A 15,050-nucleotide genomic window follows, 5' to 3' on the forward strand; every position below is an offset into this window, starting at 1 on the left:
CCCGCCCTCCCGCGCCTCTCGGTTTTCGGGGCGCCCGGCATTGCGGACCGTTCCTGACCGCGTCCGTCCCTATCGTCGTGGGTGTCGGAAAGTTCGCACCACTGCTTGGGGAAGAGGCGGTCCGCATGGTCACGCACGTGTCGCTGGAGAACCACGCCGACGAGCGCGAGGCGCTCCTGGCCTTCGTCGAGGCCCAGCGCGGGGGACTGCGCCGCGCCGTCCTCGGGCTCGGTGAGGAACAGGCCGCGAGCCGCCCGAGCGCCAGCGAGCTGAGCCTGTCCGGGTTGCTGAAGCACGCCGCCGAGTGCGAGCTGAACTGGCTGCGGATGGCGCAGGGCCGGCCGAACGAGCGGCAGGAGGGCGGGCAGAGCTGGGAGGACGGCTTCCGGTTGATCGACGGGGAGACGATCCCCTCGGTGCTGGAGTTCTGGGCCGACGTGGCCGCGCAGACCGCCGCGTTCACCGCCGAGTCCGACCTGAACGGCACCTTCGCCCTGCCGCCCGCCCCCTGGTTCCCCAAGGACGGCAAGGTCTCGGTGCGCTGGATGCTGCTGCACCTGGTGGAGGAGTTCGCCCGGCACGCCGGCCACGCCGACATCATCCGCGAGTCCCTCGACGGCAAGGGCGCCTGGGACCTGCTGGCCCTGGAGACCGGGCAGACCTGGGGCGGGGACGACGGCACCGGGAACGCCTCGGCCTGAGGGCTTGCACCTCACGCGACGTGAGGGGGCACGGTGGTCACACACCCCGGACGGACCGGGGCGCGAGGAGCGGAACGCGTCATGAGCCACTCGGTCGGACAGGTCGCCGACATCGCCGGGACCACCGTGCGCACCCTGCACCACTACGACGAGATCGGACTGCTGAGCCCGAGCGGGCGCACCCCCGCCGGACACCGCCGGTACGAGTCCGAGGACCTCGACCGGTTGCAGCGGATCCTGTTCTACCGAGAGTTGGGCTTCCCCCTCGACGAGGTGGCCGTCCTCCTGGACGACCCGGACACCGACCCGCACGAGCACCTGCGCCGGCAGCACCGGCTGCTGACCGAGCGGATCGACCGGCTGTCCCGGATGGCCGCCGCCGTGGCACACGCGATGGAGGCAAGGACCATGGGCATCGACCTGACCCCCGAGGAGCGCTTCGAGGTCTTCGGCGAGTTCGACCCGGAGGCGTACGCGGCCGAGGCCGAGGAGCGCTGGGGCGGCACCGAGGCGTACCGGGAGTCCACCCGGCGCGCCGCCGGGTACGGGAAGGCGGACTGGGCGCGGATCATGGGCGAGCACGAGGAGCTGTGCCGACGCGGCGCCGCCCTCCTCGCCGCCGGCGCCGACCCGGACTCCGCGGAGGCCCGCGCGCTCGCGGAGGACCACCGGGGCTGGATCTCGCGCAACCACTACCCGTGCCCCTACGAGACGCACACGGGCCTGGGCGAGATGTACGCGGCCGACGAGCGGTTCACCGCGACCTACGACGCGTTCGCCCCGGGACTGGCGATCTTCCTGCGCGACGCGATCCTCGCCAACGCGATCCGGCGGGTGTGAACGGGGAGTGACGGCTTCCGGGCCGCCCCCGGAGGGGCCGTGGAACCGGGTGGGGAACTCGGGCGTTCATAATTAAGCCGCCCGCAGCGGTTTCACCTTCCCCCAATCCAGGAGAGCCCGGATCCCGTGTACACGCTCGCGCTCGGCCCAGAGTGGCTGTCCCCGGACTACCTGATCTCGCATTTCGGCCTGATCGGCATCCTCGTCATCGTCTTCGCGGAATCGGGGCTCTTCGCGTTCCTGCCAGGTGACTCCCTGCTGTTCACGGCGGGTCTGCTGGTCGCCGACGGCAAGTACATCACCCAGCCCCTGTGGCTGGTCTGCGTCCTGATCGTGGCCGCCGCGATCATCGGTGACCAGGTCGGCTACATGATCGGCAAGTTCTTCGGGCCGAAGCTCTTCAACAAGCCGAACTCCAAGGTCTTCAAGAAGGAGAACCTGGACAAGGCGCACGAGTTCATGGACCGGCACGGCCCCAAGGCCATCGTCCTCGCGCGCTTCGTGCCGATCATCCGGACCTTCGCGCCGATGGTCGCGGGCGCCGGCTCCATGAAGTACCGCACCTTCCTCACGTACAACGTGATCGGCGGCGTGGCCTGGGGCGCGGGCGTGACCACGGCCGGTTACTGGCTGGGTCAGATCAGCTTCATCAAGACGAACATCGAGGCGATCCTCGTCGGGATCATCTTCGTCTCGATCATCCCCGTGATCATCGAGTTCCTGAAGGCCCGCAAGGAGAACAAGCAGAAGGCCGCCGAGGCCGAGCGGAACCCGGCCGCGGTGGGGGCCCCGGTCGGGGCGCCCGCGTTCGGCGCCGACGGGCAGCCGCTCGGGGACACCGCGCAGTTCCCGCAGTTCCCCGAGGTCCGACAGACCCCGGGCGGGCCCGGCGCCGGCCCGGACGGCGGCCACGGCGGGTACGGCGGCGGTCAGGGCGGTCAGGCCGGTCAGGGGTACGGGCAGGGCGGTCAGGGGCAGGGGTACGGCGGGGGCTACGGCGAACGCCCGGGGCAGGGCCAGGAGCCGCCCGCGCCCTACGGCGGGCAGCCCCGGCAGCAGGGCTACCCGCAGCCGGTCGAGCAGTCCCCGTACGGGCAGCCCCAGCAGCCCGGCGGCTACCAGCAGCAGCCGCAGCAGCCGCAGCAGCAGCAGGGGTACCCGCAGCCGCAGCAGCCCTCGCCCTACGCGCAGCCGCAGGCGCAGCCCCCGCAGCAGCCCTCCCCGTACGGCGGTCAGGAGTACGGGCAGCAGCAGCCCCAGCAGGGCGGCCCCTACGGCTACCCGCAGCAGCAGAACCACGCGCAGCAGCAGGACGCGTACGGCTACCCGCAGCAGCAGCCCAACCCCTACGGCGCCCAGCAGCCCCCGCAGCAGCCGTACCCCTACGGTCAGCAGGGCGGGCAGCAGCAGCCGAATCCGTACGGCCAGCAGCCGCCTCAGCAGCAGCCCCGGCAGCCGGGCTACCCGTACGAGTACGACGAGAACGAGGGCCAAGGGCAGGGGCACGGCGGCACCGGCCGCTGAGCGCCGCGCCGCGCACCGTGAGAGGGGCCGCGGGGCCCGGACCGAGCACCGGTCCGGGCCCCGCGGCCCCTCTTGCGTCCCCGCGCCGGCGCCGGCCGGGGGCCCGGCTCAGAAGCCGAAGCGGGTGCGCTTGGCCGCCGCGCGCTGCTTGGTGCGCGTCCCCGGCAGGCGCATGAACAGCCGCGAGACCTCCGCGCCCAGGTTCACCCCGATCGCGATGGCCAGCGCGATCGCCGCCGCCTTCGTCAGGGAGGCGAGCCCGCTGTCCAGCCGGTTCTCCGCGATCGAAAGCAGCGCGTGGTACGTGGTGGAACCGGGCAGCAGCGGGCCGATGGCCGCCGTCACGTAGGGCAGCGCCGAGGTGTGCTGGATCCGCGAGAAGAGCTGCCCGAACAGGCCCACCAGCCCGGCCGCGATGGCCGTCGAGGGCACCGGGGTCATCCCGGCGGTGACCAGCGCCCCGTACACCGTCCACGCCACCCCGCCGTTGAGGGCCACGGCGAGCACCGTGGAGCGCTCCTGTTGCAGCAGGATCGCGAAGGTCAGCACCAGCACCATCGAGGCGACGATCTGGAGCAGCGGCCGGGAGGGGATCTGGAGCACGGCGTCCGGATCGAGCGGGGCGCCCACGTGCACCCCGACGTAGAGCATGATCAGCACGCCCGTGACGATGCCGATGAAGAGGTACATCACCTCCAGCAGCCGGGCCGAGGCGGTGATGTAGTAGCCGGTCAGACCGTCCTGCACGGCCGCCACCAGGGCCCGTCCGGGCAGCAGCGCGAAGAGCCCGCCGGTGATCACCGCCGAGGCCCGCAGATCCACCTCGGCCAGCTTCAGGGCGATGCCCAGCGCCGCCGGCGGCATCGCCGCCACCACGAACTGGTAGAACTCCGGCAGCCCGCGCCCGGCGCACCACCAGGCCAGCCGGTCGCCGAGGACCGCGCCGAGGGCGGCGGCGAAGAACACCGCGACCCCGCCGCCGACCAGGGTCGAGGCCGAGCCGGCGAGAAGCCCGGCGGCCACCGTCAGCACCCAGGTGGGGTAGGGGTGCCGGTTGCGTCGGATCTCGGCCAGCCGGCGGTAGGCGTCCTCCAGCGTCACCTCGGTCTCGGGCGCGCTGATGTCGGCGACCAGCCGGAAGACGGCGGCGAGCCGGTTGTAGTCGGTGCCCCGGCGGCGGACCGTGCGGGCGGCCGAGACCGGGTCGTCCACCAGCGAGGGCTGGTGGGTGATGGAGAGCATGGTGAAGGTGACGGTGGGCTCGCAGCGGTCCAGCCCGTAGCTGCGGGCCACGGCGAACATCGCGGCCTCCACGTCCTCGGAGCCCTCGCCGCCCGAGAGCAGCAGTTCGCCGATGCGCAGGGTCAGGTCGAGCACGCGGCCCACCGGCGGCCCGGTCTCGGCGACCTTCTGCACGCTGTCGGGGGTCGGGCGCACGTCCACCGGCATGCGCAGCATCGTGCGCATCCGGTCCTGCCAGGGGGACTCCTTCATCCGGATCAGCGGGAGCTGTCCGGTGGTGGTGAAGGCCGGCGGGGACTGCTGGGCCGAATAGGTGCTCGGCGTCGCGAACGCGGAGACCTCCGGTTCGGCCGCCGTGGTCTCGGTGCCCGCCGGGAGGGCGAACTCCGAGGTCGGCGAGTCCTCCTCGGGCGCCGTCGGCAGGGTGGCCCCGGCCGGTTGCGAGAAGGCGCTGTGCGCCTCGTCCGACTTGGGTTTGCGGTCCTCCGCCTCGGCCTCCGCCACTCCCACTCCCGTGTCCCACGACCGCCGCGGCTGGTCGGCGGCCGTTGATGATCCAATTATGCGGAATCGTTTCCTCCTCGGCGCGCGCGGAGTGCGCGCGCCCCGGCGATCCCCTCCTGCCCGGCGGGGCGGCCCGGGGAACGCCGAAGGCCCCGACCGGCCCGGACGGAGCCGGGGGACGGGGCCTTCGAGGAGTACGGTCCGCGCGGGACCGTCCGGGGGATCAGTGACCGCCCTGGTCCTTCAGACGCTTGTAGCTGGCCTCGATCTCGGCCTCGGCCTCGGCGCGACCGACCCAGTCGGCGCCCTCGACCGACTTGCCGGGCTCCAGGTCCTTGTAGACCTCGAAGAAGTGCTGGATCTCCAGGCGGTCGAACTCGGACACGTGCTGGATGTCCTGGAGGTGCTCCACGCGCGGGTCGGAGGCCGGCACGCACAGCAGCTTGTCGTCGCCGCCCGCCTCGTCGGTCATGCGGAACATGCCGATGGCGCGGCACTTGATCACGCAGCCGGGGAAGGTCGGCTCGTCGAGGATCACCAGCGCGTCCAGCGGGTCGCCGTCCTCGCCGAGGGTGTTCTCGACGAAGCCGTAGTCCGCCGGGTAGCTGGTGGAGGTGAACAGACGACGGTCCAGACGGATCCGACCGGTCTCGTGGTCCACCTCGTACTTGTTCCGCGAACCCTTCGGGATCTCGATGGTGACGTCGAACTCCACGTCCTGGCTCCTGTCGTGTGTGGCACGCCGGTATCGGCGCACCGCCGGCATGATCGTTGGTGAGGGCGCGTCCGACGCCGGCCCCCGTGACGGGATGCCATGCTCGCGGCAAGACGCGAGGCAAGTGTCCCTCACGCAACCGGGTGATCGCGAAAGGGGCTGGTCCGAGGTGCCGGCGATGAAGACGTGGCAGGTCGTGGCGGGGTCGACGGTGGCCGGTCTCGCCCTGGCGGCCTCCGCCGTGGTCACGGCGGGGCCGTGGGAGTCCGGGCAGCGCACGGCCGAACAGGCCAGGGCCGCCGCCGGCAACCACGCCCCCGGGGACGACGGGCTCGCGGCCCGGGCCGGGCTCCCGGCCCCCGCCCCCAGCGCCGGCGCCGTGCTGCGGGCCCTGACCGACCCCGCGCGCGGCGGCGCCGCCCCCGGTCGCGCCGAGCGGGACGCGGCCCTCGCGAAGGCCCTCGCCCCCCTGATGGACGCACCCGCCCTGGGGAACCGGCCGGCCGCCCTCGTGATCGACGTCACCGGCGGGGCGCCCCTGTACTCCGTCAACCCCGACGCCGCGATGACCCCCGCCTCCACCGTGAAGATCGCGACGGCGGCGGCCGTGCTCGCCGCCGTCGGACCCGAGCACCGGATCGCCACCACCGTCGTGCCCGGCGGCGCCCCCGGCGAGATCGTCCTCGTGGGCGGCGGCGACCCCTCGCTGACCGCGCGGCGCGGGGCCTCGGGCGGCAGCCTGATCGCGCTGGCCGCCGACACCGCCCGGGCCCTCCAGGCCGCCGGCACCACCACCGTCACCCTCGGCTGGGACGCGGGCCGCTTCACCGGCCCCGACCGCCACCCCATCGGCGTCAACCCCAACCTGGCCCGGATCTCCGCCCTGACCGTGGACGAGGCCCGCACCGACGGCTCCTCCTCCGGGCCCGTCGAGCGCCTGCCCGACCCCGCCGCGGCCGCCGCGAAGACCTTCGCCGACCTCCTGCGCGCCCGCGGCCTGACCGTCACCGGCGAACCCGCCGCCCGCCCCGCGCCCGCCGGGGCCAAGCCGATGGCCACCACCCTGTCCCCGCCCGTCGGCGCCCTCGTGGAGCGGATGCTGACCAACAGCGACAACGACTTCGCCGAGGCCCTCGCCCGGCTCACCGCAGTCTCCTCCGGACAGCCCGCGAGCTTCGAGGGGGTCGCGAAGGCCACCGCCGCCCGCATCGCCGGCCTCGGCCTCGACACCGCCGGCAGCCGCTTCGCCGACGGCAGCGGCCTCGACCGGGCCGACAAGGTCACCGTCGAACTCCTCACCGGCATCCTCGCCAAGGCCGCCGCCCCCGACCGGGCCGGGCTGCGGCCCCTGCTGTCCGGGCTGCCCGTGGCCGGGTTCTCCGGCACCCTCAAGGCCCGCAACGCCGAGGGCTCCCCGGCCGCCGGCCTGGTCCGCGCCAAGACCGGCACCCTCACCGGGGTGAACGCCCTCTCCGGGATCGTCGCCACCCCCTCCGGTCGACTGCTCGCCTTCGCGTTCCTCGCCGCCGACACCCCGGCGGCCGGCGAGGCGGAGAAGGCCCTCGACGCGCTGGCCGCCGAAGTCGCCGCCATGCCGTAGCGCCGGCGCCCGCGACGGGACCTCCGGGCCCGTCGCGGGGGGTCCTTCGTCGGCCCGGTACACGTACCGTTGACGCATGACGAGCTTCGGTGGTGCCGGCGGCGAGATGGTCGACTGGAATCTCGCGGTGACGACCGCGACCCGATTCGCGCGTTCCGGCCCGGAGGTGAGTCGGGACGAGGCCCGCGCGGTCGTCGCCGAGCTCCGCCGGCACGCCGCGACCTCCGAACGGCACGTGCGCGAGTTCACCCGGATGCTCCCCGAGGGCGCGACCGTGCCCGACACCCCGGTGCTGATCGTCGACCGGGCGGGCTGGGTCAAGGCCAACGTGGCGGGCTTCCGGCATCTGCTCGGCCCGCTGCTCGCCACCATGCGCGAACGCCGCGAGGACCGGCCCGGCGGGGCCGTGATGGGCGCGGTCGGCTCCAAGGTCACCGGCGCCGAGCTGGGCATGCTGCTGAGCTTCATGTCCTCGCGGGTGCTGGGCCAGTACGAGACCTTCGCGCCCGTCGGCCGCGACCTGCCCGGCGCCCCGGACGGCGGCGGCCGGCTGCTGCTCGTCGCGCCGAACATCGTGCACGTGGAACGGGAGCTGGAGGTCTCGCCACACGACTTCCGGCTGTGGGTGTGCCTGCACGAGGAGACGCACCGTACCCAGTTCACGGCCGTCCCGTGGCTCCGCGACCACCTGGAGGGCGAGATCCAGACATTCCTGGGCGCCTCCGACCTGGACCCGGCCACCCTGCTGGAGCGGCTGCGGGAGGCCGCGCAGGCGGTGGTCTCGGGCCGGGGCGAGGGCGAGGACGAGGAGGGCCGCTCGCTGGTCGAGCTGGTCCAGAGCCCGCTCCAGCGCGAGACCCTGGGCCGGCTCACCGCCGTGATGTCCCTGCTGGAGGGGCACGCGGACTACGTGATGGACGGGGTCGGGCCCGCCGTGGTGCCCTCGGTGGCCGAGATCCGGGAGAAGTTCCAAAAGCGCCGCACGGGCGGCGCCGGCCGGCTGGACCTCGCACTGCGCAAGCTCCTGGGCCTCGACGCCAAGCTGCGCCAGTACCGGGACGGCGAGCGCTTCGTGCGGGCGGTGGTCACGGAGGTCGGCATGGCGGGCTTCAACCGGGTCTGGACCTCGCCGAACACGCTGCCCACCAAGGCCGAGATCGCCCGTCCGGCGGACTGGGTGGCCCGCGTGCACCGCAAGGGAGGCGAAACAGTCTGACGGGAGTGACGCACGGGGCGTAAACCCGTTACTCCGGGGGAAGAGACGTCACCCGTCCGAGGGACCGTGGCGCGTGCGAGGGCGTGCGATGCTCGGAGAACGGCTCGGTTTCTGTCACCATCGACGCACTCTCAGTGACAACCCGGTCCGCCGGGGGCACCGGGCGCAGTCCCACGCACCCACCTCGTCACACCAGCGTCTCCCCTCCCTCCCACCACCACCGAAGGGCATCGGACATGGGTCCCCATCCTGCGGTCGCGGCGATACGCCTGGCGGTCCGCCGCGCGCTCCACGACATCCTCACCGACCTCGCCGAGTCGACACCCTCCGTCGCGCCCGCCGCCGTCGCCTCCGCCGCCGAGCTGCCCGGCCCCCGGGCCCGCGCCGGCCGTGCCGACGCCGCCGACGGCCCGGCGGACCCCCGTCCCCTCGTCCTCGTGGCCTGCTCCGGCGGGGCCGACTCCATGGCCCTGGCCTCCGCGCTCGCCTTCGAGGCCCCCAAGCTCGGCCTGCGCGCCGGTGGGATCACCGTCGACCACGGCCTCCAGGACGGCTCCGACCTGCGGGCCGCCGAGGTCGTCGCGCGCATGGGCGCCCTCGGTCTGGGACCCGCCGAGGCCGTCGCCGTCCGCGTCGGCCGGGACGGCGGACCCGAGGCCGCGGCCCGTGACGCCCGCTACGCGGCCCTCGACGGGGCCGCCGACCGGCTCGGCGCCGTCGCCGTGCTCCTCGGCCACACCCGGGACGACCAGGCGGAGACCGTGCTGCTGGGCCTGGCCCGGGGCTCCGGCATCCGGTCCCTGTCCGGCATGGCCGAGATCGGCGCCGGCCCCGACCGGGACCGCCGCTACCGCCGCCCCTTCCTCGGCGTGGACCGGCAGACCGCCCGCAAGGCGTGCATGGTGCAGTCCCTGCCGGTCTGGGACGACCCGCACAACGTGGACCCCGCCTACACCCGCTCCCGGCTGCGGCACGAGGGCCTGCCCGCGCTGGAGAAGGCCCTCGGCAAGGGGGTCGTGGAGGCCCTGGCCCGCACCGCGCAGCTCTCCCGGGACGACGCCGACGCCCTCGACGCCTGGGCCGCCGACGCCGACCGCGCGGTCCGTGACGAACTGGGCCAACTGGAGTGCGCCAAGCTCTGGGCGCTGCCCCCGGCCGTCCGCCGCCGGGTGCTGCGTCGGGCCGTGGTCGCGGCCGGTTCCCCCGCCGGTTCGCTGTTCGCCCGTCACATCGAGGAAGTCGACCGACTCATCACCGGATGGCGCGGTCAGGGCGCCATCAACCTGCCCGGCCGGGTCGAGGCCCAGCGCCAGGGTGGCAGACTTGTCATTCGGCAGGGCTGAAGGTGCTGAAACACGGCTGAGTCCTCCGGGGCGCCCACACCCACGGCCCCCCGGAGCGCGCGGTCGCCAACGAAAGTGATGCGGGTGGACGAGAAGGACATGGGTTCCGACCTCGAGTCGGTGCTCATCACCAAAGAAGAGATCGACGCGAAGCTGGCCGAGCTGGCCGCGAAGATCGACGCGGAGTACGCGGGCAAGGACCTGCTCATCGTCGGCGTCCTCAAGGGCGCGGTGATGGTGATGGCGGACCTGGCACGCGCCTTGTCCACCCCGCTCACGATGGACTGGATGGCGGTGTCCTCCTACGGGGCCGGCACCCAGTCCTCCGGCGTGGTCCGGATCCTCAAGGACCTGGACACCGACATCAAGGGCAAGCACGTCCTGATCGTCGAGGACATCATCGACTCCGGCCTGACCCTGTCGTGGCTGCTGTCGAACCTGGGCTCCCGCGAGCCGGCCTCGCTGAAGGTGTGCACGCTGCTGCGCAAGCCCGACGCCGCCAAGGTCGCCATCGACGTGGAGTGGGTCGGCTTCGACATCCCGAACGAGTTCGTCGTGGGCTACGGCCTCGACTACGCCGAGAAGTACCGCAACCTGCCCTTCGTGGGCACCCTCGCGCCGCACGTCTACGGCGGCTGACGCCCGACGAGCGGGTCCCGGCCGTCGGCGCGAGCGCCGGCGGCGGGGACCGTGCCCCGACCGGCCCACTCGTCCGTCACCCTCGACGCGGACACCCCACGCCCCCGTGTTCCCCGGCCCCGACGGGGAACCCCGGGGCCGTGCCCGCCGTTGGAGGTGGGGAAGGGCGAGTGAAAGCGGGTCTGACCGCCGTCCCGGGGGACCGCGGGTGACAATGCAGGGGTACATTCCGAAGAACAGTCTTTACTCACAGCAGCATTTACCTACGGGCAGGAGGGACGGGGCGCAGTCCGCCCCGTGTGGATGGACGTGAAGCGATACTTCCGTGGGCCCGTCATGTGGATCGTGCTGGCCGTCCTTGCCGTGGTCGTGTTGATGAACGTCGTCAGCTCCGGCGGCGGCTACAAGTCCGTGGAGACCAGCCAGGTCATCAAGGCGATCAGCCAGGACCGCGTGACGACGGCCAAGCTCACCACTGGCGACAGCCAGATGATCAAGATCGACCTGAAGAGCGGCGAGAAGCTCGAGGGCAAGGACGGGACCAAGTTCCAGGCCAACTACATCGGCGACCAGGGCGTCGAGCTGGCCCAGATCCTTCAGCAGAAGTACGAGGCGGGCAAGATCTCCGACGGTTACACCGTCTCGCCCGACAAGACCAGCCCGTTCCTGAGCGTGCTGCTGTCCCTGCTGCCCTTCGTGCTCATCGTCGTGGTCTTCCTGTTCCTGATGAACCAGATGCAGGGCGGCGGCTCCCGGGTCATGAACTTCGGGAAGTCCAAGGCCAAGCTCATCACCAAGGACACCCCCAAGACGACCTTCGCCGACGTGGCCGGGTCCGACGAGGCGGTCGAGGAACTCCACGAGATCAAGGAATTCCTCCAGGAGCCCGCCAAGTTCCAGGCCGTCGGCGCCAAGATCCCCAAGGGCGTGCTGCTGTACGGCCCGCCCGGCACCGGCAAGACCCTGCTCGCGCGCGCCGTCGCCGGCGAGGCGGGCGTGCCGTTCTACTCCATCTCGGGCTCCGACTTCGTCGAGATGTTCGTGGGTGTCGGCGCCAGCCGGGTGCGCGACCTCTTCGAGCAGGCCAAGGCGAACGCCCCGGCGATCGTCTTCGTCGACGAGATCGACGCCGTCGGTCGCCACCGCGGCGCCGGCCTCGGCGGCGGTCACGACGAGCGCGAGCAGACCCTGAACCAGCTGCTCGTCGAGATGGACGGCTTCGACGTCAAGGGCGGCGTCATCCTGATCGCGGCCACCAACCGGCCCGACATCCTCGACCCCGCGCTGCTGCGCCCGGGCCGCTTCGACCGGCAGATCGCCGTCGACCGCCCCGACATGCAGGGCCGGCTGGAGATCCTCAAGGTCCACCAGAAGGGCAAGCCGGTCGCCCCGGACGTCGACCTGTCGGCCGTCGCCCGTCGCACCCCCGGCTTCACCGGTGCCGATCTGTCGAACGTCCTGAACGAGGCGGCGCTGCTGACCGCCCGCTCGGACAAGAAGCTGATCGACAACCACATGCTGGACGAGGCGATCGACCGCGTGGTGGCGGGTCCGCAGAAGCGGACCCGGATCATGTCGGACAAGGAGAAGAAGATCACCGCGTACCACGAGGGCGGACACGCCCTGGTCGCGGCGGCCTCCCCGAACTCCGACCCGGTCCACAAGATCACGATCCTGTCCCGCGGCCGGGCCCTGGGCTACACCATGGTCCTGCCCGACGAGGACAAGTACTCCACCACGCGCAACGAGATGCTCGACCAGCTCGCCTACATGCTGGGCGGGCGGGCCGCCGAGGAACTGGTCTTCCACGACCCGACCACCGGCGCGTCCAACGACATCGAGAAGGCCACGGCCACGGCCCGCGCGATGGTGACGCAGTACGGCATGACCGAGCGGCTCGGCGCCATCAAGTTCGGCAGCGACAGCGGCGAGCCCTTCCTCGGTCGCGAGATGGGCCACCAGCGCGACTACTCGGAAGAGGTCGCGGCGCTGGTCGACGAAGAGGTCAAGAAGCTCATCGAGAACGCGCACAACGAGGCGTGGGAGATCCTGGTCGAGAACCGGGACGTCCTGGACAACCTCGTGCTCGCGCTGCTGGAGAAGGAGACGCTGGGCAAGGAGGAGATCGCCGAGGTCTTCGCCGGCATCGTCAAGCGTCCTGCCCGCCCCGCGTGGACCGGCTCCGCCCGGCGCACCCCGTCCACCCGGCCGCCGGTGCTCTCGCCCAAGGAGCTCCAGCTCACGAACGCCGCCAACGGCAGCGTTCCGGCCGCCCCGACGGTCTCCACGGAGAAGGCGCAGCCCGCGCCGGCCCCCGAGGACACCCCGGAGTCCTGAGCGGACCCACCGGAATGAACGCCGCGCCCCCCGAGGTTCTAGCCTTGGGGGGCGCGGCATTTTCCGTGTGTGGTCCCACCGCTGCTGTGAAGAACAGGAACGAGGCATTCCGATGACCGACCCGGTGACCCTGACGGGCGAGCCCACGATCGGCGAGTTCGACGAGAAGCGCGCCGAGGCCGCCGTCCGCGAGCTGCTGTACGCGGTGGGCGAGGACCCCGACCGCGAGGGTCTGCTGGACACCCCGGCTCGGGTCGCGCGCGCCTACAAGGAGATATTCGGGGGCCTGCGGCAGCGCCCGGAGGACGTGCTCACCACCACCTTCGACCTCGGGCACGACGAGATGGTGCTGGTCAAGGACATCGAGGTGGTCTCCTGCTGCGAGCACCACCTGGTGCCCTTCCACGGGGTGGCGCACGTGGGCTACATCCCGTCCGCCGACGGCAAGATCACCGGCCTGTCGAAGCTCGCCCGCCTCGTGGACGTGTTCGCGCGCCGCCCGCAGGTGCAGGAGCGGCTGACCACGCAGATCGCCGAGTCGCTCATGGAGATCCTGGAGCCGCGCGGGGTCATCGTGGTCGTGGAGTGCGAGCACATGTGCATGACCATGCGCGGGGTCCGCAAGCCGGGCGCCAAGACCATCACCTCGGCCGTGCGCGGCCAGCTCCGCGACCCGGCCACCCGCTCCGAGGCGATGAGCCTGATCATGGCCCGCTGATCATGGCCCGCTGAGCACCGGACGACGGAGGGCGGCGCGCACGGGACCGCGGGGTCCTCGTGCGCGCCGCCCTCCGGGCGTCTCAGGCGCGGGCCGGGTTCTCCGGGGCGCCGCCGGCCGGGCCGTCCTCGTCGCCCGGGAGCCGCAGCACGCGCTGGAGCCAGAGCCCCACGGCCACGATCGCCCAGCCGCCCAGCACCGCGAAGCCCGCGTACAGGGTCTGGTCGCGCCGGGCCGGGACGGAGAACTCCTCCAGCAGCAGGAAGAGGCCGGTGCCCCCGTAGCCGCCCGCCACGAGGGCCGCGACCAGGGCGGCGGCCTGCCCGAACACCAGGGCGCGGGCGGCCGTCAGCGGGTCCACGCCCTTCGCGTCCGGTCGGCGTTCGCGCTGGGCCCGCAGCCGCGCGCGCAGGGCCAGGGTCGTGGCCAGCAGCACCGCCGCGATCGCGCCGAGCACGATGGGGGCGGCGGCCGGGACCCCGGGCAGGCTGTCGTACGCGTTCCACAGGCGGGCGCCGGCCCAGGACAGCACGCCGGCCACCAGGAAGATCCCCACCAGCAACGTCGGCTTCAACTGCCTCACGTGTCCCACGCCCCGCTTTCGCTTCCCGTCCCGTTCCGTGCCGTCCCGATCACCGTACGCGGCGGTCGGCTCCCCCCGCGACCAGGGGAACGACTACTCGGGCAGTCGCAGTTCCAGGTCGTCGCGGATCTGCACGCCGGTGCGGTCCACCGAGGCCAGCAGCTCGGCCACCGGGCCCCGACCGGGGACCGCGGCCTGCGGGTCCACGTCCAGCCACGGCGCGAGCACGAAGGCGCGCAGGTGGGCGCGCGGGTGCGGCAGGGTCAGCACCGGGTCGTCGGAGACCACGTCGGCGTAGGCGATCACGTCCACGTCGATGGTGCGCGGGCCCCAGCGCTCCTCGCGGACCCGGTCGAATGCCTCCTCGATGGCCTGGCCGCGCTCCAGCAGCGAGTCCGGGGGCAGGGTGGTCTTCACCAGGGCGACGGCGTTGAAGTACGAGGGCTGCGAGTCGGGGGCCACGCCCCAGGGCTCGGTCTCGTAGACCCGCGACACCGCCTTGACCCGCAGGCCCGGGGTGTCGCCGAGGGCGTCCACGGCCCCCTGGAGGGTGTCCAGGCGGTTGCCGAGGTTCGAGCCGAGGGCGACGACGGCCATGCGCGGGTTGGACAGGGTGGTGTCGGCCGCGTCGACGGTCTCCACGACGGAGGCCGGCACCGGCTGGACGGTCGGGTCGAACTGCGGCTGGTTCATGTGCGGCTCCGGGTGATGGTGATGGTCACGTCGTCGAAGGGCACGGTGATCGGCGCGTCCGGCTTGTGCACCACCACCTCCACCTCCGCGACGGCCTGGTGCTTCAGACACTGCTGGGCGATCCGTTCGGCCAGGGTCTCGATCAGGTCCACGGGCTCGCCCTCGACGACGCCCACGACCTCCTCGGCCACCACGCCGTAGTGCACGGTCTTCGCCAGGTCGTCGTCGGCGGCCGCGGCCCGGGTGTCGATGTGCATCACCAGGTCCACGATGAAGGTCTGCCCCTCCTCGCGTTCCCGGGGGAAGACGCCGTGGTGCCCACGGGCCTTGAGGCCGCGCAGCGCGACACGATCCACGCGAATCACTCCTGCTTTCTCGTGCTCTCCGGTCCGCGG

General features: G+C 72.7%; 13 protein-coding genes and 1 pseudogene. 9 read left to right on the forward strand and 5 right to left on the reverse strand.

Going from position 1 to position 15,050, the window contains the following annotated elements; all coding sequences use genetic code 11:
* Positions 1-125 precede the first annotated feature (125 nt).
* From ACN20G_RS13775 to ACN20G_RS13785, 3 genes and pseudogenes are all read left to right on the forward strand, one after another.
* Complete coding sequence (locus ACN20G_RS13775) at positions 126-701, forward strand: DinB family protein (RefSeq protein WP_424213066.1); 576 nt, start codon at positions 126-128, stop codon at positions 699-701.
* A gap of 81 nt (positions 702-782) precedes the next feature.
* Positions 783-1,541 (forward strand): MerR family transcriptional regulator, encoded by a 759-nt coding sequence (locus ACN20G_RS13780; RefSeq protein ID WP_424213067.1) that lies wholly within the window; start codon positions 783-785, stop codon positions 1,539-1,541.
* A 126-nt stretch (positions 1,542-1,667) separates the two neighbouring features.
* Positions 1,668-2,696 (forward strand): annotated as a pseudogene (locus tag ACN20G_RS13785) (DedA family protein); the annotation flags it as partial.
* Between the two features lie 477 nt (positions 2,697-3,173).
* Here ACN20G_RS13785 and ACN20G_RS13790 read toward each other — a convergent pair.
* Positions 3,174-4,811 carry a threonine/serine exporter family protein gene (locus ACN20G_RS13790; protein ID WP_424213068.1) on the reverse strand — a complete coding sequence of 546 codons (1,638 nt, stop codon included), beginning with the start codon at positions 4,809-4,811 and terminating at the stop codon, positions 3,174-3,176.
* A 223-nt stretch (positions 4,812-5,034) separates the two neighbouring features.
* On the reverse strand, positions 5,035-5,526 hold the full coding sequence (locus ACN20G_RS13795) for an inorganic diphosphatase (RefSeq protein WP_424213069.1): 492 nt from the start codon (positions 5,524-5,526) through the stop codon (positions 5,035-5,037).
* Positions 5,527-5,704: 178 nt separating this feature from the next.
* Between ACN20G_RS13795 and dacB the strand changes: the two genes are divergently transcribed.
* The 6 genes from dacB (at position 5,705) to folE (ending at position 13,379) form a co-directional block, all read left to right on the forward strand.
* A complete protein-coding gene (dacB, locus tag ACN20G_RS13800; RefSeq protein ID WP_424213070.1) occupies positions 5,705-7,126 on the forward strand; it encodes a D-alanyl-D-alanine carboxypeptidase/D-alanyl-D-alanine endopeptidase in 1,422 nt (473 codons plus the stop codon).
* A 76-nt stretch (positions 7,127-7,202) separates the two neighbouring features.
* On the forward strand, positions 7,203-8,342 hold the full coding sequence (locus ACN20G_RS13805; protein WP_424213071.1) for a zinc-dependent metalloprotease: 1,140 nt from the start codon (positions 7,203-7,205) through the stop codon (positions 8,340-8,342).
* Positions 8,343-8,578: 236 nt separating this feature from the next.
* On the forward strand, positions 8,579-9,685 hold the full coding sequence (gene tilS, locus ACN20G_RS13810) for a tRNA lysidine(34) synthetase TilS (protein ID WP_424213072.1): 1,107 nt from the start codon (positions 8,579-8,581) through the stop codon (positions 9,683-9,685).
* Between the two features lie 99 nt (positions 9,686-9,784).
* A complete protein-coding gene (hpt, locus tag ACN20G_RS13815; RefSeq protein WP_424213073.1) occupies positions 9,785-10,324 on the forward strand; it encodes a hypoxanthine phosphoribosyltransferase in 540 nt (179 codons plus the stop codon).
* 303 nt (positions 10,325-10,627) lie between these two features.
* Positions 10,628-12,661 (forward strand): ATP-dependent zinc metalloprotease FtsH, encoded by a 2,034-nt coding sequence (ftsH, locus tag ACN20G_RS13820; protein WP_424213074.1) that lies wholly within the window; start codon positions 10,628-10,630, stop codon positions 12,659-12,661.
* Positions 12,662-12,773: 112 nt separating this feature from the next.
* Positions 12,774-13,379, forward strand: a complete 606-nt coding sequence (folE, locus tag ACN20G_RS13825) for a GTP cyclohydrolase I FolE (protein WP_424213075.1) — start codon at positions 12,774-12,776, stop codon at positions 13,377-13,379.
* An 82-nt stretch (positions 13,380-13,461) separates the two neighbouring features.
* Here folE and ACN20G_RS13830 read toward each other — a convergent pair whose 3' ends face one another.
* The 3 genes from ACN20G_RS13830 to folB form a co-directional block, all read right to left on the reverse strand.
* Positions 13,462-13,962, reverse strand: coding sequence for a DUF3180 domain-containing protein (locus ACN20G_RS13830; RefSeq protein ID WP_424213076.1), 501 nt, complete (start codon positions 13,960-13,962; stop codon positions 13,462-13,464).
* 93 nt (positions 13,963-14,055) lie between these two features.
* Positions 14,056-14,655, reverse strand: coding sequence for a 2-amino-4-hydroxy-6-hydroxymethyldihydropteridine diphosphokinase (gene folK, locus ACN20G_RS13835; RefSeq protein WP_424213077.1), 600 nt, complete (start codon positions 14,653-14,655; stop codon positions 14,056-14,058).
* Positions 14,652-15,011, reverse strand: a complete 360-nt coding sequence (folB, locus tag ACN20G_RS13840; RefSeq protein WP_424213078.1) for a dihydroneopterin aldolase — start codon at positions 15,009-15,011, stop codon at positions 14,652-14,654. Before folB ends, folK begins: the two co-directional genes overlap by 4 nt.
* Between the last annotated feature and the right edge of the window lie 39 nt (positions 15,012-15,050).

This window comes from Streptomyces dryopteridis, from assembly GCF_049606955.1.
Classification (GTDB): domain Bacteria; phylum Actinomycetota; class Actinomycetes; order Streptomycetales; family Streptomycetaceae; genus Streptomyces.

What these genes read in the sequence shown, in the direction of transcription:
- ACN20G_RS13780 (WP_424213067.1), top strand. Translation starts at nt 783, where the DNA reads ATGAGCCACTCGGTCGGACAGGTCGCCGACATCGCCGGGACCACCGTG.
- hpt (WP_424213073.1), top strand. Translation starts at nt 9,785, where the DNA reads ATGGGTTCCGACCTCGAGTCGGTGCTCATCACCAAAGAAGAGATCGAC.
- folK (WP_424213077.1), bottom strand. Translation starts at nt 14,655, where the DNA reads ATGAACCAGCCGCAGTTCGACCCGACCGTCCAGCCGGTGCCGGCCTCC.
- folE (WP_424213075.1), top strand. Translation starts at nt 12,774, where the DNA reads ATGACCGACCCGGTGACCCTGACGGGCGAGCCCACGATCGGCGAGTTC.
- ftsH (WP_424213074.1), top strand. Translation starts at nt 10,628, where the DNA reads ATGGACGTGAAGCGATACTTCCGTGGGCCCGTCATGTGGATCGTGCTG.
- tilS (WP_424213072.1), top strand. Translation starts at nt 8,579, where the DNA reads ATGGGTCCCCATCCTGCGGTCGCGGCGATACGCCTGGCGGTCCGCCGC.
- dacB (WP_424213070.1), top strand. Translation starts at nt 5,705, where the DNA reads ATGAAGACGTGGCAGGTCGTGGCGGGGTCGACGGTGGCCGGTCTCGCC.
- ACN20G_RS13775 (WP_424213066.1), top strand. Translation starts at nt 126, where the DNA reads ATGGTCACGCACGTGTCGCTGGAGAACCACGCCGACGAGCGCGAGGCG.
- ACN20G_RS13805 (WP_424213071.1), top strand. Translation starts at nt 7,203, where the DNA reads ATGACGAGCTTCGGTGGTGCCGGCGGCGAGATGGTCGACTGGAATCTC.